The organism is Lysobacter antibioticus (genome assembly GCF_001442535.1).
In the GTDB taxonomy this organism is placed as follows: Bacteria; Pseudomonadota; Gammaproteobacteria; order Xanthomonadales; family Xanthomonadaceae; genus Lysobacter; species Lysobacter antibioticus.
Window position 1 is genome coordinate 5,117,329 of sequence record NZ_CP013141.1, and the last position, 24,975, is coordinate 5,142,303.

Genomic DNA, 24,975 nt, shown 5'->3' on the forward strand with positions numbered 1-24,975 from the left:
CCGACACCGAACGCGCCCCTCGCGCAGCCCACAGGGACCTTCCGCCTTGCCACATCAATTCCTAGACGACTTGCTCCGCAAGCGATTTATACAGCGACGCCTTCCGCCTCTGCTGGATATGATGCTAGTCGACATATTTCAAAAGAATATAGTGGGAAAAATCTTATTTTTTATAAGAGCTCATCTTTTGTTTGAAGCTGGATAGGTTTGCGTGACGCCCGCCATTGCAACTAAGTGCTTTCGCGCATGCAGCGGGCCCTGCGATGCGGAACGGCGAGCGGACGCGGCGGGAACATATTGTCGAACGAATAGAGCGAGTCTCTATGAAAGATCTTGTCGGCACTGACAGAGCTACGCAATCCCGCATCGGAATGTCCCGGCCGTAGGTCCTGCAGATGAGCTGCGACATTGCTCTTCCATAACGCACGCGTGCGATCCGGCGATGGGCGCCGCATGGGACTCCGACGCCCTCCGTTTCGTGCGTTCGAGCCATCCCCGTCGCCACAACTTTCTGGCTACGGCAGCATAGCGTTGGATTCTCGCACAGCCTATTTGATTGTCGGTCTCTGTAGACGTACCTCTGCAAAAAATAGCGCAACATCGTGGCCAGGACTGATGACTTGGCAGCCAGACGGAGGAAAGGGGGGGCGAAAGTCCCTTCCGCCGGGAAGCGCTTGCTCCAGTTTCACTAGGAGCATTTCGCGCAGATTCCGCCTACCATTGGTCTTTCCGTTCCCCGTTTCAGAAGCTCCGCTTCATAAGAACACCTCTGATCCGGTTCACTATCGTTGCTCGGGGGAGGTTAAGGGCTTCCATAGCGAACCGCTGTTGCGCTTCGGGAAAATTTTGCGTGCTACATATCTCGATTGGAACGGACGTTAGCGGCGTCAGTATCCACTCACCAACCGAACCCGAAGCCAAGGCCGGCTGAGCGTTGCGAGCGGCTGAAAGCGCCGCCAACAGTTACTGTGGCCCGCTCACTGATCGCACGCTGGTAGCCTATCGACAATGCGCGCTCGCCGCCCTGGAAACCGGCGCCGACCGCGATTCGATTCCGCACGCCCAGGCCCGCAGCACTGGCCGACATCTGCACCATTGCCGAAGTCATCGCGCCAAGCTGATTGATGCGACGATCTTGCTGATGGAAACGCCAGTTCATATCGTCGCGCAGTTCATCGACGGCCTGAGTCGAAGCGGCCAATGCCTGAGTTACGCGCGAATCGGTGTAGGCATTCGCACTGCGCAAGCTGTCTTGAACCTGCCCCAAATTGGCGGCGTCGGTCGACGCGCTGCCGGGGGCGACATTGGCCACCCGGGTGCCGCTCGCTCCCTGCAAGCTCATGCTGGCGTACGAAGCATCGTCGTAGCTAGCCGACAACTGCGAGCTAGAGCCTTGCGGGCCTTCAGGACCTTGGGGGCCTTGGGGGCCCTGTGGACCGGCCGGGATCGCCGCAATCTGTCCGGAGAGATCGGTCAAACGTCCGTCCACCGCGGCGAACGCTGCACCGACATCGCGATAGCTACTGCCTTGGATCGAATAAGTCGGTGCTGTGAACGCTCCACCAGCGACACTGGCGCCACCGCCGAACGCACCGGTCAGGAGGTTGAGCTGAGACAGGTTCACCGCATCAGTGTCGGTGGTGGCCGCGGCAAGATTCGTCAGTTGGCGTTGGAAGCCGCTAGTGCCGATGGATACTGCTCCAGCGCGATCGGCGACCGAATTGGCTCCCAAGGCGACCGAATTCTGGGCCGACGCGTCGCTGCTATCACCCACGGCGATGGCGCCGATGGCGCTGGCACGGCTATTGTCGCCCAAGGCCGTCGAGTGTTCGGCTTCGGCCCGACTGCCGGCGCCGTAGGCACTGGAATGGAGTCCACTGGCCGAGCTAGCCGAACCGGTCGCCGTGGCGAACTCGCCAGAGGCAACGGCACTGTCGCCGAGCGCACTACCGTTGGCTCCCGAGGCGGTGGCAGCCGCGCCGAGGGCGAGGCTCTGGCTGCCCGAGGCGGTGGTACCCGAGCCGATGGCGATAGCGCCGGTCGAATTGGCGTCAGCACCGCTGCCGAGGGCGAGGGCGAAGTCGGCATCGGCTTTGGCGTCTTGACCGCAGGCGACGGCGTTGGTGCCGCTCGCAGTCGCAGCACCGGTACCGGTACCACCGGCGCCGTCGTCGAGGACGCAGGTGTCGCCGGCCCAGACGGGCGCGAAGACCAGCGACAGCACCGCGGCGAGCAGATTCTTGCGCAAGGTATTCATGGTGTTCCCCCTGATATTGTTCTGCCACCTCCGCTGCCGCGTGGCGACAACCGATATAGCCGCAGAATGGAAGTGAAGACGACGCAGCATGTTCGCCGCGCGTCCTTGCATGCGGCACCGGCGGAAACGTCGGCGCCGCGCACGTTTACGGTGTGATCGTCAATGTCACCCGCACGGCTGTCTTCGGGCGCTTGGGGTCGTTGCTGGCCACGCACACGTAGCCCACCTGCTTACCCGCAGCTAAGCCGGCAGCATCGACCTGGATCTTCGTGTCCGCATTCTTACCGGCCGCCAGTCGCCCGAAGGCCCGAGTGGGGGCACCGATCCATCTCGCCCCGCACGTATTGGCGCCTTGCAGGGCATGAGCCAGGCCGGGCTCATCGTCCCAAACCCACCATGCACCAGCGCCCTTTGAGTCGATGCTGGTCGTGGTGTAGGCCCTGTCGCCGCTGGTCGCGTAGTACCACACCCATCGGTTCGCAAACGGGGCCTGTAGCGACACCGTCAGCCAATAGCGGCCGGCCGGGAGATTGATATCTTGCTTTGCTGCGGCAAGGTCGAGGACGATCGCCTTTTCCTCCGGCAACGATACGCCCGCCCCCGTCGGGACAGCGGTATGGCTCCATACGGCCAGATTCGGCGTCGTCTCCGGATTGCCCTCCGGTTTTCCGTCCACGTCGCGGAAGATCGACCAATTGATGTTCACAGCCTTATCGAATGAACCACTACTGAGGAAGCCCGCGGCCTCGATTCGGGAAATGGACGTCGGCTCGGACACGACGAAGTCTTCGGCGCCGAGGTTTGCGCGCGCAGCAGCCTTTTCCGGGTCGGTATAGCGCGTAGCGCGGGCGCCGGAATCGTTGTGCCCCATGGCTTCGGCCAGCGTGCGTACGCCGCTGCCGGCATTGTCGATCTGCCAGTCGAGGTTAGAACCACCGATATTGCTCAGCGGCACGGTGATCTGGCCCTTGCCGCCGACCGGCAACGTCAGGGCCAGCTCTGCTGTGGACTCCAGCTTCGCGGGCTGCACCGCAACCGCGATCGGTAGGCGCAGCGTCGGCTGGGCGGAATCGCCGCCGGACGGCGTCAACACCAGCTTGCCGAAGTAGAAGCGACCGTCGGCCGCGAAAGCGCTGGTGCCCACGGTGACCTTGATCGCCTTGCTCTCGCCCGGATTGAGGGTCAGCAGCGAGGGCGACACCAGCGCGCTCACCCCCTGCGCTCTGACAACCCAGGTCTGGCGGGTCGCCAGAGTATTGCGGAACGTCCGGGTAAACGCACACGAGTTCACGCACTTGGCCTTGGCCATACTCGGCAGGTTCAACGCCGAGACGTCGCCGCCCTTGGCTGGATCGGCCACGCGGTAGTTAGCCGTGGTTTCGTTGAGTACCAAGCCGGCGCGGATCGCCTGATCGACCTGGATCCGGCCTGCGCCCATTGCGTGCGCATCGGCCTGGGTGACGCCATCCTCCTTCAGCACCTCCTGCTTGGCGGTCATCATCAAGGCCGACCTGACCTCGGACACGGTCCAATTAGGACGCGCCTGGCGCACCAGGGCGGCGGCGCCGGCGTGATGTGGCGAGGCCATCGAGGTGCCGCTCTTCAGGCCGACAGCGTTCTCGTGCCCGCTGATCGTGGCGCCGGCGGTGACGGCGAGGATGTCCACGCCCGGCGCGGTGACTTCCGGCTTGACGATGTCCAGAGCACCGGCCGGCCCGCGCGAGCTGAAGTCGGCAAGTTGATCGGGCGTGTTACGGAGCATAACTGCCTCGAGCATAATGCCACCGGTGCTGCTGTTGCCGTTGGCAGCAGCGAAGTCGCGCAGCAGATTGCTGTCGGCCTGGCTGGCGGCGAACGCCGGGATGGTTGCACCGGCTAGGCTCGGGCTCAGGCTGGTGGCCTGGTTGTTGGCGATGACTACCGCGACCGCACCCGCGGACGTGGCACTTTTGACCTTGTCGGTAAAGCTGCAGGTGCCGCGGCGAACCATCGCGACCGCGCCTTGGAAGGTTCCGGCGGGGAATGCGGCACAGCCGTCGTTGGCGGTGTCGATGCCGGCGCTGACCCGCACGGGGGTGTTGGCCGGAATGGCGACGGTGAACGGCGTACCGCCGCTGGCCTCGGTCAGCTCGATCCCCTGCAGGTCGTCGGGCACGCTCCCCGGGCCGGTCACCGCCAACGCCAGAACGAAGTCGCCGCGGCCATGCTGCGAGGCGGCGGTGGTTGCGACCCAGGGTTCCAGGTGGCCGGCGCTGGACGGCGTCGGGCCGGCGTTGCCCGCGGACGCGGCGACGTAGATGCCGGCTTCGGTGGCGTTGAGGAACGATAGCGAGGTCGCTTCGCTCCACGGATTCGAACCGCCGCCGATGGAGTAATTGATCACGTCGACCACGCCGTCGGCGATGGCCTGGTCGATCGAGCGCACCGTCGAGGTGTTCGGGCACCGGCCTTTGCCGCTAGAGATTTCGGTGAAGCACGCATCGTAGGCAATGATATTAGCGCGTGGAGCGACACCGGAAATGCGGATGTTGTGGCCGCGATAGGTCGCGGTCGAGGCGTTCCCGGCCGCGGTCGAGGCGACGTGGCTGCCGTGGCTGTTGGTGTCGCCGAAGCCGGGCTCCTCGCGCACATCGTCCTTGCCGCATTGATTGCCGGGCGCATTGCAGACGAAGTCGTAGCCGCCGATCAGCTTGTCGTTGCAGCGGCCCTCGTCAACTCCGCTTGCCGCGCAGGTACCCAGGTATTTTCCCGCACCGAGCGGATTGACATGCCGGTAGCCGCTGTCGTCGACTGCGGCGAACGCCGGGCTGCCGAAGTTGATGCCGGAGTCGATGATGCCGATCACCATGCCCTCGCCGCGGTAGCCGATAGGGGCCGCGTTCCACAACGCCGGTGCACCAATGAGGCTGGGACCGGCGTCGGTGCTCAGTTCATATTCGCGATAGGGTTCGACGAAACGCACCTCATCGAGTTCTGCGATGCGACTGGCTTCCGCGGCGGACAGCTCGACGACGATACCGTTGAGAGCGTGGCGCATCCGAAAGTTCACGCGTGGGCTACGATTCAACAAGTCGATCATTTCCTTCTCATGCTGAGCCTGGACGGTTGCCAAGTGGCTTACGTAGCGTCGAGACTCCACGCCATGCACGTCGATGCGACCAGCGTCGTCGGTCGTACTCGTTAGATGCTCGGGTTCCGCAAAACCGTCGAGCTCGCCCTTGTAGACGCTCAATGGCGCTTCGCGGTAGACCACGATGTAGCGCTGACGCTCGCTAGGCGCCATGTCGGTATGAGACGACGCCGCCGGCGCTCCGCCCAGCGGCTCGGCCAGCGCGGAATCCTCGCTTGGTCTCATTGCGGCGGCCGCCGCAATGGCTACGGCCACTGCGATAGCCGCGGCGAGCGATGTCTTATGGATTACCTTTTTCATTACTTATCCCCCTGTTTACTTCGTCGCTAAGCGCAACCTGCAATCCCAGGTCATAGGTGTTGCGCACCAGAAAAGAAACGGAGACAAAATCTTTGTTGACGCCACCGAAATCAGTGGATTTTGTCTGCGCTTCCTTAGCTCTATCACTTTAGTGGAGACGCCGGGAGTTTCGATGCATTCCCTGTCGGGAATCGACGAACATCTTTATCGTGTTTCGCGAACAGGCCCGACAGAAAAGATTCAACTCATCTGCCCGAGCGCGATCCGGCCTCCACCGATTTCGCGGTTTGGGCTTCCCAGCAGCGGAGCATCCTCGGCTCGACTGCCATGCTCTTGATCGTCTCTACGCCGCTAACCGACTCGGTCAGCAGAGACTTGTTCATGGCCGCAGCCTGAAACTGACGGTCTATTCGGAGCTGTAGTGGCTTCGTGCCTCCGCCGCAGGGACCAAGCACAGCGCGCATCGATCAGTGCGCTTTATAAAATGTGACGGAAGCCCCTGTTTGTGAAAAAGCTGCCCCTTTCCGCAAGGTCTCGCAATAGGGAAAAGTCTTAGAGTGTGCCTTGTGAGATATAGGTGGCTCGTCGCTTCCGTTACCCGCGGAATTTGGCGCAAGCATTGGGTGGAGCCCCAGGAGCGGTTCCGCAACCGGAACGAGCACTTTCTGCCCCATCTCAGGGTTCGTGTATCGGACAGCCCCGTTGCCTTGTGCACATCTGCACGGCGGGCCGGCCGGCCCTTGAGGCCCGGCCGCTCGCGGCCTCAACTTTGGTCGAAGCGAGCGACGCCGCTTCGCTTGCCGGCACTCGGGCCGCACGCAACCACCGGCTCCGGGAAGCCTCTCCACCGAATTCGCTCAGCCGCGCAGCTGCGCCAACTTCTTCGGTGATTCGGCGCCGCGCACGCCCAGCTTCTGGGCGAACAGCTGCTCCAGCGCCTGCGCATTGGCCTCGATGAAGCGCTTGAGCTCGAGCGCGCGCGCCTGGTCGCGCAGAGCGCACTATCGGCCAGTACCGACGTCGACACCGCGCACAGGAAGCCCGGTAGGTTCAGGGTTGCCAGCTGGGTGCGCAGGTCCTCGAGGTTGTCGCTAGCTCAGCCCATTAGGGCACCGCGAGTAACCCGATTCCCCTTGCCATCGCATCGCCGCTGCGAATGTCACTGGACAACTCCGCTCATTGCGAGGGGCGAACATGCCCGCCTCGGCGTCGCCCCCGTTCGCTAAGTACCCTTTGGGCGGGCACCACGCCTCGCCCCAGCAGGCGCGCCAGCCGCTGCAGGTTGCGCGCGATCACTTTCAGACCGATCTGCACCTTCGCCCGCTCCAAGCCAACCGTGCGCAGGGACTTACCGCTTGAGTCGCTCGCGCCACACCCGCACGGTCTTGGCGTCGGGTACGCGCGCGCTGCGTTCCAATCCCAGGAAACGCAGAAAACTGCCGCGATCAAGCACTTGGTATTCCAGAGCATCGTCGGACGGGTTGTACAGCTGTTGCAGTACCAGCAACCGGACCATCAGCTCAGTCGGATACGGCGACCGCCCGCCGCGGCCACGATCACCTAGCGTAAGTTGGGCATCGATCGCGGCGGCGAGCGCCACGAAGTCGTTGTGTCGCTCTAGCGTCTGCAGCGGATCACCCAGCTCATCTCGCTTGGCGGCTTGGTTTTCGACGGCAAACAGACTGATCATTGAGGCATTCCGTTGTGTCGGCCAATGATGTCTAGCCAAGCGGAGAAGTTGGCTTCCTAGAGGTGCTATTGAGGGCGGTGGAGCGATCTTGAGCTGCAAGGCATCTAATGCAGAGCGCTACATAAAGGCGAGATCTGCGTCTCGTCGCGGTGTAGATAGTCTGAGAGAGGTTGCGTGAATTGATGGAACTGGGTTTCATATCGCGTTCGCCTACTATGCGAGTCCATATATTGCACATGCCTCCATATATGGTGGATATAGCTGCCAAGAGCGATTGCATGAGCGCAAAATCGATGGGGGTCTGTGCGGCTTTCGTTGTTGCCATGGCGACTGTGAACAGATATTGATAGCTATCTTGCTTTAAGTAGTGGCAGGCGAAGATACGGCTATAGCAACCGAGAAATACAAGAGTTCCACTCATTGGGCTTTGCTGCTACTCGCGCCATTAGTTGATGGCAAAAGGCGACGGCGCGCATTCGAACAGATACTTAGACTCGAAGATGTCTCGTCACGCGATGTCACTACAAGTGAGGTGAAGTATGACGAATTTTTCGCAGGTCATGTGCTGCGCCGCTGCGAGCGCTCTTCTAATCGCTCCCTTCGCGACCATTGGCGGAAGTACGCCGGGGACCTATACTTACTATCAGTTTCCGTCAGGAATAAGAGGCTTAAGCGTCGTAGACTTTAGCATTACTGTCGAAGTTGACCCTGGATACAGATCAAACGTCTACTGGAGCAACCAGTTTGACTTCGTAGGAACTTCGTCGGGCGGTTATGCGGGAATGCAGAGCAACGGCGGCGGTCCGCGCATGTTTCTCTTTTCAATTTGGAATGCGTCCGAAGCAAAGTCAGGAAGTCCGGGTAGCTATTGTCTGACTTTTGGTGGGGAAGGCGAAGGAAAAAGCTGTCGGATGGCCCATGAATGGACGCCAGGTCATACTTACAAGTTCCGGCTTGCGCACGAAGGTGACAGATGGTTCGGGGTTACGGTTACCGACATGATGAGTGGCTTATCGTTCAAGCTCGGTAGTATCCGTTCCGAGTCTATGCAGATATCTTCGCAAGGCATGATGAATTGGACAGAATATTTCGAATGGAGTTCTCCAAGTTCGAATTGTTATAACCAACCCTACGCCCGAGCGGAGTTCCTGAAGCCAGTTGGAAATGACGGCGCTGCCGTAGCCAGTGTTTCGGGTTCGCATGTCAATGCGCCATGCCCAGCCAACGTCGGCATTATCCAAGTGGGCAGCATTCAAGCCACTGCGATAGGAAACTCTCTGCGTGGTGCGGTCAAAGCCGGCAATGGATTGTGCCTGGATGCAAAGGGGGGCTCTGGTACCAGCAACGTAGCTGCGCTGGGCTATAGCTGCCACAGCGGAGGCAACCAGTCTTGGGTGCATGGGGTGGACGGTACATTGCGGTTGCAGTCCAACCTTTGTCTGGATGCTCACGGACGAACGACGCCCGGAGCACCGGTGGTTGTGTACACCTGTCAGAACGGCCGTAATCAGAAGTGGATTCAGGCAGGAGCGCAGTTGCGTAGCGAGCCATCGGGTCTTTGCCTGACCTCATCCACGGCTGGCGCGCAGCTTACAATCCAAAATTGTTCATCGCAGCCCACTCAAAGCTGGCAGGTATTGCGACCATAGAAGTGAACGCGGATTCGTTTGAGAACGCAGGCGCTGCTAATTACCGCGATTAGTTGGCGGAGGCAGGCGGCTAACGATCCTCATTGCCCCCCATTGGCTAATGGCAGGGTGCGGGACGGTCAGTGTCTGCCTTCGACCCAAAGCGGACGTCCCTCGTTGCGGAGACGGGCAATGCACGCGCCGGACGACAAGCTGAAGTCCCTCGCTCAGTTATACGGAGCAGCGCTACGTGTCTGTCAAACAGGCGTTCACGGCGAGCAGTGAGATGGGCCGCAGCCGGTCGACTGCCGAACGAAGACGGCCGCTAGACCCGATCGACGCGGTCATCTTTTCGTCAGGAGCCAGGTATCTGGATCCCATCCGCGGCAAGCATCGGCCTATCCTTCGCCGAGATTCGAATCTTTGCAAATCAATCATTTGCCACGCCGTGGAGCGCCGATCCGAAGTCGCCGGAGCGCTCCTTCTAGCGATGGCCGCCTGGCGGCAGCCACTACGTTCGCAAGTGTTACTGGGGAGGAACCCCGAGTTCGCAGGATGCGCGCACGGCATCCGCATGAGAAGGAGGGCGACTCATGATCGACCTTCGCGCGTCGTGGTTCATCGGTTGCATCCTGCTCCTGCTATGTAACGACTGCTTGGCCGAGACCCGACGGCGCGCGGTACTGGTCGGCGTGAACAACTATCAGGCAAGTAGCGTCACTGACCTGAACGGAACAAGGAATGACGTCCATCTGATTCGGACGCTCCTGGTGAACCGCTACGGCTTCGCGCCGACGGACATCACCATCCTGTTCGACGGCCAAGCAACGCACGACGGCATCCTCCGTGCGATCAAGGAGGACCTAGCGCAGAAGTCCGACTCCGACGATGTCGCCGTGTTCTATTTCAGCGGGCACGGCTCGCAGATGCCCGACGTGTCCAACGATGAGACGGATCGCTGGGACGAAACTCTCGTGGCCGTGGATTCGAGGATGCCCGATGTCTATGACATCAGCGATGACGAATTGAACGCCGCGTTTTCAGCCGTGGCGACGCGAACAAAGTACATCACCATCATCCTCGACAGTTGCCATTCGGGAAACGCCGCCCGGGCCACCAACAAGGTGCGTCGGATCGCGCGGGACGAGCGGTTGCCTCCAGGGCTGGGCACTATCGCCCCAGCGGGCGCGCGATCCACCGACGGAGCAGACGACATCCTCGGGCTGGGCGAAGGGTACGTCCTCATTTCCGGCTCGCGTTCGGAGGAACTGTCGAACGAGGACATGTTCGACGACCGCATCCAGGGGGCGCTCACTTATCACCTGGCGCAGGTGGCCCAGACCGATCCGAATGGCACCTACCGCAGCGTGTTTCCCAAGGTAATCGACCGCGTCCACACGCAGTTTCCGAGCCAGACGCCGCAGCTGGAAGGGGCGGGCATGGATTCGCTGCTCTTCGACACCGCGAGCGGATCGAACGGCGCCTGGATCATCGTCAATCCCGAAGGCGGCGCGCGGGCCTCCGTGCAAGCCGGAACGTTGTACGGCATCCGTCCCGGCGCGGTGCTTTCGGTCTTCCCGCCAGGTAGCGGCCCGCTCGTCTCGCCGATCGCGACCGTCAAGATCGACACCGTCGAGATCGACGCGGCGTCTGGAACACTGGTCGGCGCCGCGACGATTCCACCCTATTCGAGGGCGCGCATGGATTCGGTGTCCTTCGACGGCAAGGCGCGGGCAGTCTGGGTGAGCCCGCAGATCGAGAGCGGCCTGCGAAGCGCCATCGGGAGACTGGTGGCCGACTATTCCAGCTTGCGCTTGCTGGACGCATCGCCTGCATCGTTGGCGGCGGCTGATTTCCGCATCTATCTCGTCGATGGCATTTATGAAGTGGTTGCGCGCGACGGCGTTGCGTTGACCGCGACGGTGCCGGTGGGAGATGTCAACGCCGCCGAACGCCTCGTCAATCAGTTGCACGACTGGACGCGCTGGCTATCGCTGCAGTTGTTGCGTAACCCCTACAGCAACCTGCGGATCGAGCTCGACGTGCGTCCTGCGGACTCGGCGCCGGGCACCCCGACGCCGGTAGCCATCCAGAGTGGAACGCCACTGGATGTCGAAATCCGCAACCTGTCGACCGAACCGCTCTACTTCGCCTTGCTGGACCTGAGCAGCACCGGGCAGATCGACCTGGTCTATCCGGCGGTCGGCGCCCAGGACCAGATCCCGGCGGGGAGACGCGTCATTCGCACGTTCCGCATGCGGGCGCCAGCGGATCGACCCTGGGTCGGGGATACCTTCAAGGCCATCACCAGTACCACGCCGATCGACGGCAGGATTTTCAGGCAAGGAGCCATCCGCGATGTCGTGCCGCAGACCGAATCCCCTTTCTCGCAGATGGTCCGCGCCCGCGCGACGGCCATGGCGAGGCAGGCGGACCTGGTCGAGATGAAAGACTGGACGACCGCGGAACGCAGCGTCCGCATAAACAACAGCGGACCGCGCTTCGGTGAGGTGGCGGCGCCGGCCATCGCCCTCCACTTCGCCACGCCGGCGCTCGCTTCCAACGCCGAGGCATCCCTCAACGGCGGTAGACGCGCCGTCTGCCCAGCCAGTGTGCCCTGCGCAACCGCACGACCGCTGAGCGCCGATGGTCTCGTGGTCGAGGTGTCCGCGAGCACGCTGACGGCGAAGCGAAGAATCAGGAATGCGGAGCCGGCTGACTCCATTGGCCAGGCCTTCGACGACGCCTACCGCGCGGGTGATGCCGCGGGCGCGACTTACGCGGAACCGCTCATCACCTTGACGACCGTCGACGCGCCGGACGACACGGGCATTCGAGGCGGCGACTCGCCTCCGGATCCCATCTCCCTCGCCGACGAGCGCTGGAGCCTGAAGTACGCGGACGTCCCGGCGGCCTGGAGGGCGATTCGCGATTCTGGTGTCGCCGCCGCCGGCGCCGAAGCATCCGGAATCTTCATCGGCCACCCGGATACGGGGTACACCCTCAACCCGGAAAACTGGACCGGCAGCACGCCTATACCGATCGACGACACCCACGATCACGATTACGTCGACAACGACGACGATGCCCTCGACCCGTTGCTGGAGCAGGGTCTGTTGAAGAATCCGGGTCACGGAACCGGCAGCGGAAGCGTCATCGTCAGCCCCGACGGTTGCCAACTGTCCGGGAAGACGCAGTGCGTTTCCGGCATCGCTCCCGGCGCGAGGCTGATGCCGCTACGCGTGCACAAATCGGTCGTGGTGTTCGACACCTCGGCCTTGTCGCGCGCCATCGAAGATGCGGCGACCGGGCGTTGGGGCCAGAAGGCGGACGTCATCTCGATCGCCATGGGAGGCCCACCGAGTCGGACGCTGCACAAGGCCGTCCGCAACGCCACGAACAACGGCGTCGTGGTCGTGGCGGCCGCCGGGAATTACGTCCGCACCGTGGTCTGGCCGGCGCGCTTCTCCGAGTCGATCGCCGTTTCCGCCATCAATCCGCAATGCACTCCCTGGACCCACGCATCGCGCGGTCGAGCGATCGATTTCTCGGCGCCTGGGGAAGGCGTCTGGCGTGCTACGACGAAGGCTCCGGCCGATTACGACGCAGGCATGGGCGCAGGCACCACGTTCGCGACCGGTACGACGGCCGGCATTGCGGCTCTGTGGCTTTCCCGCCACCGGGCCCACCCCGCCATGGCGAGCTTGAAAGCCAGCGGCAACACCGCGAACGTGTTCCGCGATCTCGTTCAGAAGACCTCCTGGCGCCCCAACGACGCCTCGAATCCGCCGCCGACGGGCGTGGCGTGTCCTACCGGTGCTTCCTGGAATTCCCGCAAGTACGGCACAGGCGTCATCGATGCGGGCGCGCTCCTCGCCAAGGCGCTTCCTGTCGGCGCCGCCCAGTCGCGGGGTCCGGTATCGTCCGTCGAACTGTTCGCCACGCTCTACCCTGACGGCACCGCTTCGAACCGCATCGACGCCGACTACTTCGCGATCTTCCCCGCGCGCGCCAGGGAAAACGCGGGGCGCTTCGAGACGGAGGTGATGTTCCATTACACCAACAGCGAAGAGGTGCAGGTGGCGCTGGACGAGTTCGTCGCTGGAAACGACCCGGATCGGCGTGCTGGTGAAGTACGCGCGGCATTGCTGGCGCAGGATCTGTCCAACCTGTTGCGCACTGCCTTGCAATCCGGAGGCCCGCAATGAACAGATTGATCGGCGCGACGTTCTTCCTGGTGGCCGCATGCGCGTTCGCGGAAGGCGTCGGCGCCCAACCCGCATCGCAGCGGTATGCCTTGCTCGTGGGAATCGATGATTACGCCGAACAGGACGTGGCAAAGCTCAACTATGCAGCCGATGACGCACTAGCCCTGGCTGACAGCCTCGCGCGACAGGGCTACGTCGTGACGATTTTGCTGGATGAGAACGCCACCCGGCAGCGCATCGTCGAGCACTTGGCGATCATGCAGGAGTCCTTGAAGCCCGAGGACACCTTCGTGCTTTTCTACGCCGGACATGGGCTCCTGCGCGAATCCAACCACCAGGTCTACTGGCTCAACTACAAGGGCAACCCGAGGCGACCGGACCTGGACGGCCTGCGACTCCAGCATGTCGCCGAAATGGTCAGCGAACTTCCCGCCACGAGGAAACTGATCCTGCTCGACCACTGCTATTCGGGTAACTATTCCGGGAGGCTGGTCATCGCAAACGACAGCACCACGCCGAGCGTCGCCACGCCGAATCCCGGCCCGACAACGTCCGTCGCCAGTCGCGAGGCAATCCCCGTGCAGATGCTGCAGAACCTCGATGATGCGGGCGTCCAGGGACACGCATCAGGAGAGAGGGTCATGTTCATCGTGGCGGCCTCGCGCGGTGCCGCCCTCGAATTCACCGAGGAGCGGCATGGGATTTTCACCTACGTGCTGCTCCGGGCCCTTGCGGAGGAATCGGCGGACACGGCCAGGGACGGCGGGTTGTCGATCACGGAGTTGAACGATTTCCTCGGGGCGCAGGTGGATCGGATGTCCAGGGAAAAGGGCTTCGAGCAGAGGACGCGGACGAAAATGATGCAGACGGACGATCTGGGAACGGCGCGTTGGCAGCCTTTCTTCCGCAAGTTGACGCAAGCGGAAATCGACACGCGCCAAGCGGGCTACCGGGAGCGACTGCGCATCTGGTCGAACAAGGGCCTGTTGGATCCGAGGGTGCAGACCCTCTCCGAGGAGCTCCTGCTCCGGTGGAAGAACACCGACCCATCGATCACGATGGATGAGCGTGACGAAAGGGCCATCGCGTCTATGCGCTGGCTGTTGGACGACATCGGGTTGGAGGATTCCGTGGCAGCACCGATCTTCAGCGAGCGGATCAGGATCTGGGGTGGGCAATGATGTGGACCATCCGGTTGACGGCATGCGGGCTCCTGTCTTGGTGCTCCATGGCCAGCGCAGGGTTGACCCTCGTGAAAAACGACAGCGGCACCAGTGCCGTAATCGTGACTGCGGGAGATGGTCAGGACGATGCGACGCGTCGATTGGCCGTGGTGCTGGGTGAGCACTACGGAATGAGCGGCAGGCGCATCAGCTACCTCGCAGGAGCGCGCGCTACCGGCCAGGAGATCGAGGCCGGCTTGTTCCAGGCCATCCGGGGACTGCGTCCGCACGACGTGCTGTTCGTGTTCGTTGCCCTGAAGCTGGACCAGGCAGACGCAGGCCTGGAATCGATCCTGGTCACCACTGACTACGACCCCAAGAAACCCTGGTCGGGACTGCCAACCATCGCACTGAGGAACATGGCCTCGATGGCGAGCGCCGGGACGCTGGTGATGATCTACCCGGACTGCGCGCTCGGCAAATCCGACCTCGGCTACATCGGGAAAGGATCGCTGCTGGAACAGACGACGGAGGGCTCGTCGCAGGCCCTCATTTCGTATTGCCCACCTGGGGACGACACTGGGCAATTCGAGCGTGTGCTGGCGGATCAGCTCGCGGAATTTGCAAAAGAGCCGACCACTCGCGCGCCCTGGCAGGGTAAGAATGAGCGTGGGCTGGTGAGCGTGGCCGCCGTGGCGAATCGACTGCGGGAAACGGCCGCGGACTTCCGGATTTCCGCCCAGGCCAACGCGGGCGGTGGCTGGATGCGTGTGTTCACACCCGGCTCCGTCCCTCCTGTCTCCGCCCCGCAGTTGCAGCGTGAACTGGCCATGGCTGCGGCGACGGACGCGATAGCGGGCAACGACCCGGTCATCCAAATCGAAGCCATCCAGGCCCTCGCGGACGCGAAGTGGCCTGCCGCCCAAGGCGAGTTCGCAAGGCTTTTGGGAACATCGCCAGTTGCCGCTGTGCGCATCGCATCGGCGCGCGCGCTCGGGTTGTATCCGAACGAGGACAGCCGGATCGCCCTGACCGCGGCCGCGGCGGATTCCGATCCTGGCGTGCGGGTAGAGGCGATGTCGGCGATCGCCCGGCTCGGCGCCTTGCCTGCCGTGGACACCACGCTCGGTGGTGGGCTGACCGACAGCGACCCACGCGTGCGTGCGGCCGCTGTCTACGGGCTGGGCCAGCAATGGTCGATCATGGACAGCGCGAGATCCGACGTCGTTGCCTCGAGCGTGGCGGGGCTCGTTGGCGCCGACCCCGACGAAGACGTCCGCGCGGCTGCCGCCTGGAGCCTCGCCCAGGGCAAGCGAACGGAGGCAGTCGGCGAGGTAGAGCAATTGGCAACCAGCCAGTCCTCCACCAGCGTTCGCGTCGCTGCAGTGGAGGCACTTGGCGAACTGTCCATGCCCGGGTCGGTTTCCACCTTGGTCGCGGTGGCGCAGGATCGCTCGGCGACCGGTCAGGACATGCGACTTCGTCTGGCCGCCATTCGAAGCCTTGGCAAGCTGAACATTCCCGCGGCAGGCGATACCCTGCTGGCCCTGAGCACCGACGCCGACTCGACTGTAGCCAAGATCGCGAGCTCGGCGCTGGTCGACAGCCGGGCCCTGTCGGCGTCCGCCTTGCAGCTGGCTGCAGACCCGGACAAAGGCGCCGAACGACGCACGCAAGCGATCCAGATCCTGGGTCGCAACGACGATCCGGAAAGCTCCGGGGTGTTGATGGAATTGCTGGGCGATCCGGATGTCGCGATCCGTGCCGAGGCCACTTCGGCGCTCGGAGGTCGTAGCGACAGCGCGGTAGAGCTCGGCACCTTGTTGCGCGATCCGGCCGAGACCATCGAAGTCCGCACATCGGCCGTCGAAGCACTCGGAAAGATGGAAACGGCGACGGCGTATGCCCTTCTCTCCAATGCCGCCACCGACCCCAATGTAGAGGTTCGGGCGGTCGTCGCGACGGCGATCGGCAGGAGTTTCGAGACTACGAAACCGGTCGACATCCTGCTCCAACTCGCTGGCGACAACAGCCCGCTGGTGCGCGCCCCCGCGGCGAAGTCTCTTGGAAGATTCACCAGCCACCGCAGCGTCCGCAAGATGCTGGAAGACATAGCGCTCAACGACACCGCGCCGAGCGTCCGAGAGATCGCCGTGCAGGCGCTGCGCACAGCGAAAATCGAAGCAGGCGCACCCTCCCAGGCTGGGGTGACTGTCAGGGGATTAGGCCGGTTCCGGGAGGAGCAGAAGAAGTGGCACATCGGCGTCTTCTGGTGTGAAGGTCCTGGGGCCGAACAGTTAAAGCGCCAGGCGGAAACCTACGTGGCGGAGCTGGAGAAATTCGCCCGCGAGATCAATACGGAAACCGAGGTCATCTCCCGCATCGATCTGCGCCCGATCAGCGAGCGCACCAATGCCTTCCCGAACTACCAGATCACTCAGAACGAAATCCGGTACGAGTCCGGAAGCCAATCGGAGCGCAAGTGGGCCGACCGGCTCAAGATCGGAACGGGTGAGCGTTTCGTTTCCCGCCCCGTCACGAAGGCGACTCCTGGTTACGTGAGCGTATTCCTTTGCTCGGCCCAACTGGCCGACAAGTAGTCGAGATTATCGCCTGCATCGCGCATGCGGTGCCCCGGTGCAGGAGGTGTCCGCGGCTCGATTGACCAGGAAAGAGTGGACGACGGCTAGGCTGATCTTGAACAGAGTGCAACAGGCAAAGGGAGATGCGCGGATGCGCATTGGATCAAGAACCGACTCTCTGTGTTCGAGCGCCTGGACGAACGTGATAGCGGTCGCGTTCGCCGGTCTGGTGGTTTCGGGTTGCTCCGGCGGCACGGTTCCGACCCGGGAGAAGTTAGCGCCCGGTGAATTGGTGGGCGCAGGCGCGCGTGATATGCTTGCACAAGACGAGGTGCTCCGCCCCGTCAACGCCAAAGGACTGGCCTTGACGAAGCGATCCGAAGGCTTCGAGCCTCGTCTGTACAACGATACAGCCGGGTACTGCACGATCGCGTACGGACGCCTAATCAAGAAATCGCACTGCGACGAAAGCGAGCCGCCCGAGTTCAAGAAGGGTGTATCGGAACCTGAGGGGGCGGAGATCCTCGTGCGCGACATGGCAAGCGCACAGGTCACAGTAATGCACGCCGTCAAGGTCGCGCTTTCCCACAATCAGTTCTCGGCGCTGACGGACTTCGTCTGCAACGTCGGAGGCGCGAATTTCAGGAGTTCGACGCTCCTTCGAAAGGTCAATGGCGGCCACTTCGAGGATGTGCCGACCCAGCTTCGAAGGTGGGTGTTCGCAGGCGGAAAGCTCTGGCCAGGCCTGAAGACCCGCCGGGAAGAGGAAATCACTCTCTTCTTCGATGGAGGGCCTACACCCAAGACGTTCCAGGTGTTGGCGAAGGTGTATCGCCGATCGATATCCAGACAGGCGAGGCAAATTAGATGCGATGGAGAACCCTCGCGCTGATGCAAAATCGTGATGCAAATGGCCAAGTGGCAGCTTCATAGGCATGCAGTGCGTCCGGCGATAGAGTGCTAGCGGACGGGCAACCCTTGCATCGCGACGCAACTCCTCGCACTCACTGGCGAGTCAGACCCAAGTGTCCGCTCATGGCTGAAAGCGGTCGGAAGCTGGCCGAACCCGTGGGAGACCGACTAGTCCCTGATCGGCCCCTCACCGGCCCTCATGAGCCCCCAAACGCCCCTAATAGCCCATCAAGAGGGTTTGAACCCGGTTCCCGTGGCTCCACCACATAGGCATCCGATGTCGTCCAGGCAAGTCCATGCGATGGTCATAAACCCCGCAATTTGCGGGGTTTTTTGTGCGTGCGCATCCGTGGTTGTCCAGTTGAACCCGGCAAGAAAGTGAGTCAGGCTGTGAGTCAGATGGTCGGTGCTGGGGGCGCTGACTCACAAATGGCTGACTCACATGCTCACCGACACTAAGATCCGGACACTCAAGCCGCGCGAAACTGCCTATCGCGTCGCTGAACTGCCTCTGAGCTTGGTAAGGGGGGAATCCCGCGAACGCCGCCAGGATCGAGCGGGCCGCGAAGATCGAGCAGGCGGAGACGACGTTCGGCGCGATCGCTGCCGAACTCCTGGCCAAGCGTGCGAAGGAAGGGCTGAGCCCTGGGTCGGTGAAGCGAGAGCGCCGGTTGATTGAGAAGGACATGGCGGTAATCAGTGGAATGCCGATTACGCCAACCGAGCAGAAGCCCGCCGGGCCGGGATTTCAAAGCATCGCCTCGCCTATTGGGTATTCACCGACGAAGAGAACGACCGGATTCCAAACTTCTACACGCCGATCAACGACTTCATGGACCGGCTTGAGTCGGCACGCCTGATCCGTCGCCTGGCGGCCCCCGTTGGCGAGTGCGAAGTCCTCCCACCCGCCAGCAGCCGGTTGGCATCCGGTCGCCGTCGTGGGTGCGGGAAAAGCTCTCAGCGGCAACCAGTCCGGGCTCCTCGCCCTTTGAGGTGCCAGCACCTAGAATCGATTGTCCGGGGTGGACCAATCGCTGTGTGCTATGTCATTGATTTTAAATGGCGTGTGCATCGTCGCGCCCCTCCGGCCACTCGATTCCGCAGCCGCACCAGGATCCATATCCGTGACAGCCCTCTCCCAGCTTCTCGCCACCTACCGCGCCGCCGCCGTCACCGAACGGGAGAAGGGCACGTACTTCGAGGAGCTGATCCTCACCTATCTGCGCAACGAAGCCACCTACCGCGACCTCTACAGCCAGGTCTGGACGTGGGCAGACTGGGCGCCCGGACACGGGTTCACCGCCAAGGACGACGGCATCGACCTGGTGGCGCAACTCGCCGGCACCGGTGAGTTCCACGCCATCCAATGCAAGTTCTACGACCCGGACTACAAGCTGCAGAAGAAGGACATCGATAGCTTCTTTACCGCTTCCGGGCGAAAGCCGTTCACCCATCGCATCATCGTCAGCAGCACCGACCACTGGTCCGACCACGCGGAGAACGCGCTGGTCGACCAGCAGCCGCCGGTTAGCAAGATCACCCTACACGATCTAGAAGAGAGCCAGATCGACTGGGCGCGATATCAGCCTCGTAAGGCGCCGGTGCTCAAGGCGAAGAAGACTCTGCTCCCGCACCAGGAGACAGCTCTCAAAGAAGTCACCGCTGGCTTGAAGGAGGCCGACCGCGGCAAGCTGATCATGGCCTGCGGCACCGGTAAGACCTTCACCAGCCTCAAGATCGCCGAGGCAATGGCAGGAAAGGGCAAGCGCGTGCTATTCCTCGTGCCCAGCCTGTCGCTGCTGTCGCAGACCCTGACCGAATGGACGCAGGAGAGCGGCATTTCGCTGCACAGCTTCGCAGTCTGCTCCGACAGCGACGTGGGTAAGAAGCGCGGCCGTAAGGAGGACGACGCCGTCCAGACGCTCGCGCACGAGCTGCGCTACCCGGCGACTACGGACGCAAAGCGGCTGGCCCAGGGCGTAGCCCTGCGCCACGACGACGAACACATGACGGTGGTCTTCAGCACCTACCACTCCATCGAGGTCATCCACGATGCCCAGCAAGCGCACGGGTTGCCGGACTTCGATCTGATCGTCTGCGACGAGGCACATCGCACCACTGGCGCCACCTTTGAGGGCGATGATGAAAGCGCGTTCGTGCGCGTTCACGACGCCAGCTACATCCGTTCCACAAAGCGCATGTACATGACCGCCACTCCGCGTATCTACGGAGATAGCGCTAAAGCCGTTGCCGAGCGCGACAACGTGGCTCTGTACTCGATGGACAACGAAGCCTGGTACGGCAAGCAGTTGTTCCTCATCACCTTCTCCGAAGCCGTCAAGCGCGGCCTGCTCGTGGATTACAAGGTGATCGTGCTGGCAGTGGAGGAAAGCCACATCAACCGTCGCCTGCAGAAGTTGCTGGCCGACGAGAACAACCAGCTCAAGGTGGACGACGCGGCGAAGATCGTCGGCTGCTGGAAGGCCCTGGCCAAGCTAGGCATCCACGAGGATGGCACCGATACCCCGGAGCCCATGAAGCGCGCCGTAGCGTTCTGCCAGGTCATCGAGCCGGGCAAGGGCGGCAAGACCCACAAGGTCAGCTCCAAGGAAATCGCCGGCATGTTCCAGGCGGTGGTGGAGGCCTACCAGGATGCCGAGGACATCGAGGAAGGAGCGCGCCTGACCTGCGAAGCCGAGCACGTGGACGGCGGGATGAACGCCGGCGAGAAGGAGGCCAAGCTGGACTGGCTGAAAGCGCCCACACCAGCCGACACTTGTCGCGTGCTGAGCAACGTGCGTTGCCTGTCCGAAGGCGTTGATGTGCCCGCGCTGGATGCCGTGCTTTTCCTGACGCCCCGCAATTCCCAGGTGGACGTGGTGCAGTCGGTCGGTCGGGTCATGCGTACCGTCAAAGACAAGAACGGCAACCATCTAAAGAAGCGCGGTTACGTCGTGCTGCCAGTGGTCATCCCGGCCGGTATCGAGCCCCACGAGGCCCTGAACGACAACAAGACCTATGCTGTGGTCTGGCAGGTGCTGCAGGCGCTGCGTTCGCACGATGACCGCTTCGATGCCATGGTCAACAAGCTGGACCTCGTCGGGCCCGATCGCAGCAAGATGGAAGTCATTGCCATCGCGGACACGGTGCAACGCAAGGCCAGCCCCCTGAGAGACAACAGCGCCAAGCAGGCCGGCAAGGCCAAAGGCAAGTTCGCCATCGGCGAATCTGCCGAGAAGTACGGGCCTGCTCCCGACCAGACCCAGCTGGAATTCGAGGTCGGCGAGATCGAACGCGCGCTGTATGCCAAGGTGGTGGACAAGTGCGGCAACCGCAACCACTGGGAGGATTGGGCCAACGACATCGCCAGGATCGCCCAGACACACATCGATCGCATCAAGGCTCTACTTGAGGATCCCGACCAGACCGCCGCTCGCGAAGCTTTCAATGAGTTCGCCAAGGAGCTACGCGACGACCTGAACGATAAGGTCAGCGACGCCGAAATCATCGAGATGCTGGCTCAGCACCTGATCACCAAGCCGGTGTTCGAGGCGCTGTTTGCCGACTACAGCTTTGCAAACCACAACCCCATGTCACGCGCCATGCAGCGCGTCTTGGATGTGCTGCACGAGCAGCACTTGGACAAGGAAGCGTCCACTCTGCAGGAGTTCTACGACAGCGTAAAAATGCGCGCCGAGGGCATCGACTCTCCGGCCGGCAAGCAGAAAATCATCAAGGAGCTATACGACAAATTCTTCAATGGAGCCTTCCCCAATCTGGCCAAACGCTTGGGCATTGTCTACACGCCTATCGAGGTGGTGGATTTCATCCTGCACAGCGTAGACCACCTGCTGCGCCAAGAGTTTGGCCAGACCCTGGGCAGCGAGGGTGTGCACATCTTGGATCCGTTCACTGGCACGGGCACATTCATCACGCGCTTGTTGCAATCGGGTCTGATCAGCCAGGATCAGCTGTCGCACAAGTACAAGCACGAGATCCACGCCAACGAACTGGTGCTGTTGGCGTACTACATTGCCGCCATCAACATTGAGGCGACCTACCACGGCATCGCCGGCGGCGATTACGTACCGTTCGAGGGTATCTGCCTGACCGATACCTTCCAGATGTACGAAAAGGACGATCTGCTATCAGAACAGCTGGTGGATAACAGCAAGCGGCGCAAGCGGCAGAAGAAACTAGATATCCGCGTAATCGTCGGCAACCCGCCGTATTCGGTGGGACAAGATAGCCAGAACGACAACAACCAGAATATTGGCTATCCAGCGCTGGACAAACGCATTGAGGAAACATACGCAGCCCGGTCGGTGATGACATCCGTCAGGAATCTGTATGACAGCTACATTCGGTCCATCCGGTGGGCCAGTGACCGTATCGGCGAAGCGGGCATCATCGGCTTTGTAACCAATGCAGGGTTTCTGGATGCAACCTCGCAAGACGGGATGCGTAAGTGCTTGGTAGATGAGTTTTCTAGCCTTTACGTATTCCATCTGCGAGGAAATCAGCGCACATCTGGCGAAACCTCGCGTAAGGAAGGCGGCAAGATCTTCGGTAGTGGTAGTCGTGCTCCCATCGCTATCTCACTGCTGGTCAAGAATCCGCAGGCTGCCGAGCGCGGACAGATCTTCTTCCATGACATTGGTGACTACTTAAGCCGCGAAGAGAAGCTGGAGAAGATCGCCGGCTACTTCAGCGTGGCCGGTGTGCCGGATTGGGGGGAGATCACCCCGGATGATCATGGTGACTGGCTGAAGCAACGCGACGACAGCTTCAGTCGGTTCATTGTACTTGGCGACAAGAAGGGCGATTCCCTCAAGTTGTTCGACAACTTTTCGCTCGGAGTTGCCACCGGCCGGGATGCCTGGGCCTACAACGCCAGTCGCGACAAGCTGGGTGCCAACATGGCCGGCATGATCGGTTTCTACAACGCCGAACTAGCACGCTTCGATGCAGAGTTCTCTGGCAAGTCCAAGAAGCAGCGCGACGAGGCCGTAGACGGATTCATCGACACCGACGCCACCCAGATCAGTTGGACGCGGGCACTGAAGCAAGAGCTTGGCAAGGGACGCCCCCACGCGTACGACGAGGCATGTCGGGTAACCAGTCTGTATCGCCCATTCACCAAGCAATGGTTGTACTTCAACCGACGATTCAACGAGATGGTCTACCAGATGCCGCGCATCTTCCCGACCGCGGCGACTGAGAATCTCGTGATCGCCGTGTCCGGAGCTGGGGCGATGAAGGAATTCACAACGCTAATCTCCAGCTCTTTGCTCGATTTGTGTTCGACTGATATTCGAGTATCCCAGTGCTTCCCACTTTATCTCTACGATGAAGTCGCGCAGCAAGCCGATGAGGGCTTGTTCGGGTCCGGCGAAAGCGTGAGTCGCCGCGACTCCATAACCGACGCCGGGTTAGTGCATTTTCAGTCCGCCTATGCGGGCGAGGCGATCGGCAAGGAAGACCTGTTCTATTACATTTACGGCATCCTGCATTCGCCGGACTACCGCGCGCGGTACGCCGATAACCTCAGTAAGGAGCTGCCTCGCATTCCGCGTGTGAAGTTGGCAGCTGACTTCTGGGCCTTCAGCAAGGCCGGCCGCGCCCTGGCCAGGCTGCACCTGAACTACGACACGGTCGAGAAGTGCCCGCTGATCATGGAGGCCAAGAGTCCTTTGACCGACGCCGACTACCGTGTCGAGAAGATGAAGTTTGCCAAGAAGAAGGATCCCGAGACTGGCAAGAACGTCGATGACCGCAGCACGGTGATTTACAACACCAAAATCACCCTCAAAGGCATCCCCGAGGCGGCCTGGGAGTACGTGGTCAACGGCAAGGCCGCTCTGGACTGGGTGATGGAGCGCCAAGCCGTTCGCGTGGACAAGGCCAGCGGCATCGTCAACGACGCCAACGACTGGGCCGTCGAGACCATCGGAAACTCCAAGTACCCACTGGAGCTGTTCCAGCGCGTGGTGACGGTCAGCCTGGAGACTCAGAAGATTGTTGCCAATCTGCCTGCCCTCGATATCCGCGACGACGGCTGAGCCAAGCAACTCCGACCACAACAAAGAGCAGGATTCTGGATGCAGCCCAACAAGACCACAGTCACCGGCCTGTTCAGTACGCCACACCAGTACCAGATACCGATCTTCCAGCGAGGCTACGTTTGGACGCTCGAGAAGCAGGTCGGCCCGCTGTGGGCAGACATTCAGGACCGGTCGGATGCCGTGCTGGAGCAGCAGGCGCTGACAGCCAAGGGCGCGGCCATGGTGGCGAAGCCGCTGCCGAAGCACTTCTTGGGTTCGATCGTCATGACGCCGGTGCCCAACACCTTCGGCAGAGTCCCGGCCTTCGAGGTGATCGACGGTCAGCAGCGGTCCACCACCCTGCAGCTCCTGCTGCTGGCGTTCCGCCAAGCTGCGCTCCAACTGGCCGATAGCCCCATCCCCCAGATGCTAGACGGCTTGGCTCGGAATCCTGGCCCCTACCAGCGCCCCGAAGATTACTACAAAGTCTGGCCGACCCAGGCCGGCCAGGACGAGATGCGGCGCCTGAGCGACTCGGCGACAAGCATCCAGGACCTATGTGCAGCGTACCCAGCCCGGGACGGACGCAGAAAGATTGAACGGCCCTTGATGGTGCAGACCTTTCTGTACCTCTACCACGCCTGCCTCGGGTACATGCGCGGCCTTGATCTCACCGACCCTGTCGATCCTACAACGGACGGTACGCTGGGAGATGCACTCGTCGCCGACATCCGTCGCAGCAACGCCGTGGCGCCCTTGGGGGCGAACCGTCAACTGGATCCGGCCCGTGCCCAAGCGCTGTACATGGCCTTGTCCGACCACGTCCAGATCATGACCCTGACGCTTGAGGTGGAGGACGACCCGCAAGTCATCTTCGAGACGCTGAACGCACGCGGCGAACCTCTGTTGGCGTCGGACCTGGTTCGCAACTTCGTCTTCCTTGAAGCAGCACGCCAGGGACGGCCTGTGCAGCAGCTTTATGCGGAGTACTGGAGCCCGTTCGATCTTGTCGCCACGACCGGAAAAGGGGTCTCGGCCAATGCCTATTGGCGAGAGAAGGA

General features: G+C 62.0%; 11 protein-coding genes (1 of these 11 only partly in view). 7 read left to right on the plus strand and 4 right to left on the minus strand.

Annotated features, from left to right (window positions below):
* Positions 1–898 precede the first annotated feature (898 nt).
* The 4 genes from GLA29479_RS20640 to GLA29479_RS26015 form a co-directional block, all read right to left on the minus strand.
* Positions 899–2,347, minus strand: coding sequence for a YadA-like family protein (locus tag GLA29479_RS20640; protein WP_169795706.1), 1,449 nt, complete (start codon positions 2,345–2,347; stop codon positions 899–901).
* A gap of 55 nt (positions 2,348–2,402) precedes the next feature.
* Positions 2,403–5,687, minus strand: a complete 3,285-nt coding sequence (locus GLA29479_RS20645) for a S8 family serine peptidase (RefSeq protein WP_082638866.1) — start codon at positions 5,685–5,687, stop codon at positions 2,403–2,405.
* Between the two features lie 245 nt (positions 5,688–5,932).
* Positions 5,933–6,070, minus strand: coding sequence for a hypothetical protein (locus GLA29479_RS25450; RefSeq protein ID WP_169795707.1), 138 nt, complete (start codon positions 6,068–6,070; stop codon positions 5,933–5,935).
* Between the two features lie 965 nt (positions 6,071–7,035).
* Positions 7,036–7,377 carry an IS5 family transposase gene (locus GLA29479_RS26015; protein ID WP_057972709.1) on the minus strand — a complete coding sequence of 114 codons (342 nt, stop codon included), beginning with the start codon at positions 7,375–7,377 and terminating at the stop codon, positions 7,036–7,038.
* Between the two features lie 539 nt (positions 7,378–7,916).
* Between GLA29479_RS26015 and GLA29479_RS23985 the strand changes: the two genes are divergently transcribed.
* The 7 genes from GLA29479_RS23985 to GLA29479_RS20680 form a co-directional block, all read left to right on the plus strand.
* A complete protein-coding gene (locus GLA29479_RS23985) occupies positions 7,917–9,026 on the plus strand; it encodes an RICIN domain-containing protein (protein ID WP_082638867.1) in 1,110 nt (369 codons plus the stop codon).
* 572 nt (positions 9,027–9,598) lie between these two features.
* Complete coding sequence (locus GLA29479_RS20655) at positions 9,599–13,213, plus strand: caspase family protein (RefSeq protein ID WP_057972710.1); 3,615 nt, start codon at positions 9,599–9,601, stop codon at positions 13,211–13,213.
* Entirely contained in the window at positions 13,210–14,394 is a 1,185-nt protein-coding gene (locus tag GLA29479_RS20660; protein WP_057972711.1) for a caspase family protein, read from the plus strand. Before GLA29479_RS20655 ends, GLA29479_RS20660 begins: the two co-directional genes overlap by 4 nt.
* A 71-nt stretch (positions 14,395–14,465) precedes the next feature.
* Entirely contained in the window at positions 14,466–16,976 is a 2,511-nt protein-coding gene (locus tag GLA29479_RS20665) for a HEAT repeat domain-containing protein (RefSeq protein ID WP_169795708.1), read from the plus strand.
* A 61-nt stretch (positions 16,977–17,037) separates the two neighbouring features.
* Positions 17,038–17,850, plus strand: a complete 813-nt coding sequence (locus tag GLA29479_RS26080) for a lysozyme (RefSeq protein WP_345775648.1) — start codon at positions 17,038–17,040, stop codon at positions 17,848–17,850.
* A 1,144-nt stretch (positions 17,851–18,994) separates the two neighbouring features.
* Complete coding sequence (locus tag GLA29479_RS20675; protein WP_057972714.1) at positions 18,995–23,932, plus strand: DEAD/DEAH box helicase; 4,938 nt, start codon at positions 18,995–18,997, stop codon at positions 23,930–23,932.
* A gap of 39 nt (positions 23,933–23,971) precedes the next feature.
* A protein-coding gene (locus tag GLA29479_RS20680; RefSeq protein ID WP_248842768.1) for a DUF262 domain-containing protein crosses the window boundary here: on the plus strand, positions 23,972–24,975 show its 5' portion. It continues 16 nt past the right edge of the window; the window shows 1,004 of its 1,020 coding nt (coding positions 1–1,004); it begins with the start codon at positions 23,972–23,974; its stop codon lies off the right edge, out of view.

Bases quoted from the DNA above. Each gene is read 5' to 3' on its own strand.
- GLA29479_RS20640 (WP_169795706.1), bottom strand. From the start codon at position 2,347: ATGCTGCGTCGTCTTCACTTCCATTCTGCGGCTATATCGGTTGTCGCC.
- GLA29479_RS20645 (WP_082638866.1), bottom strand. From the start codon at position 5,687: ATGAAAAAGGTAATCCATAAGACATCGCTCGCCGCGGCTATCGCAGTG.
- GLA29479_RS25450 (WP_169795707.1), bottom strand. From the start codon at position 6,070: ATGAACAAGTCTCTGCTGACCGAGTCGGTTAGCGGCGTAGAGACGATC.
- GLA29479_RS26015 (WP_057972709.1), bottom strand. From the start codon at position 7,377: ATGATCAGTCTGTTTGCCGTCGAAAACCAAGCCGCCAAGCGAGATGAG.
- GLA29479_RS23985 (WP_082638867.1), top strand. From the start codon at position 7,917: ATGACGAATTTTTCGCAGGTCATGTGCTGCGCCGCTGCGAGCGCTCTT.
- GLA29479_RS20655 (WP_057972710.1), top strand. From the start codon at position 9,599: ATGATCGACCTTCGCGCGTCGTGGTTCATCGGTTGCATCCTGCTCCTG.
- GLA29479_RS20660 (WP_057972711.1), top strand. From the start codon at position 13,210: ATGAACAGATTGATCGGCGCGACGTTCTTCCTGGTGGCCGCATGCGCG.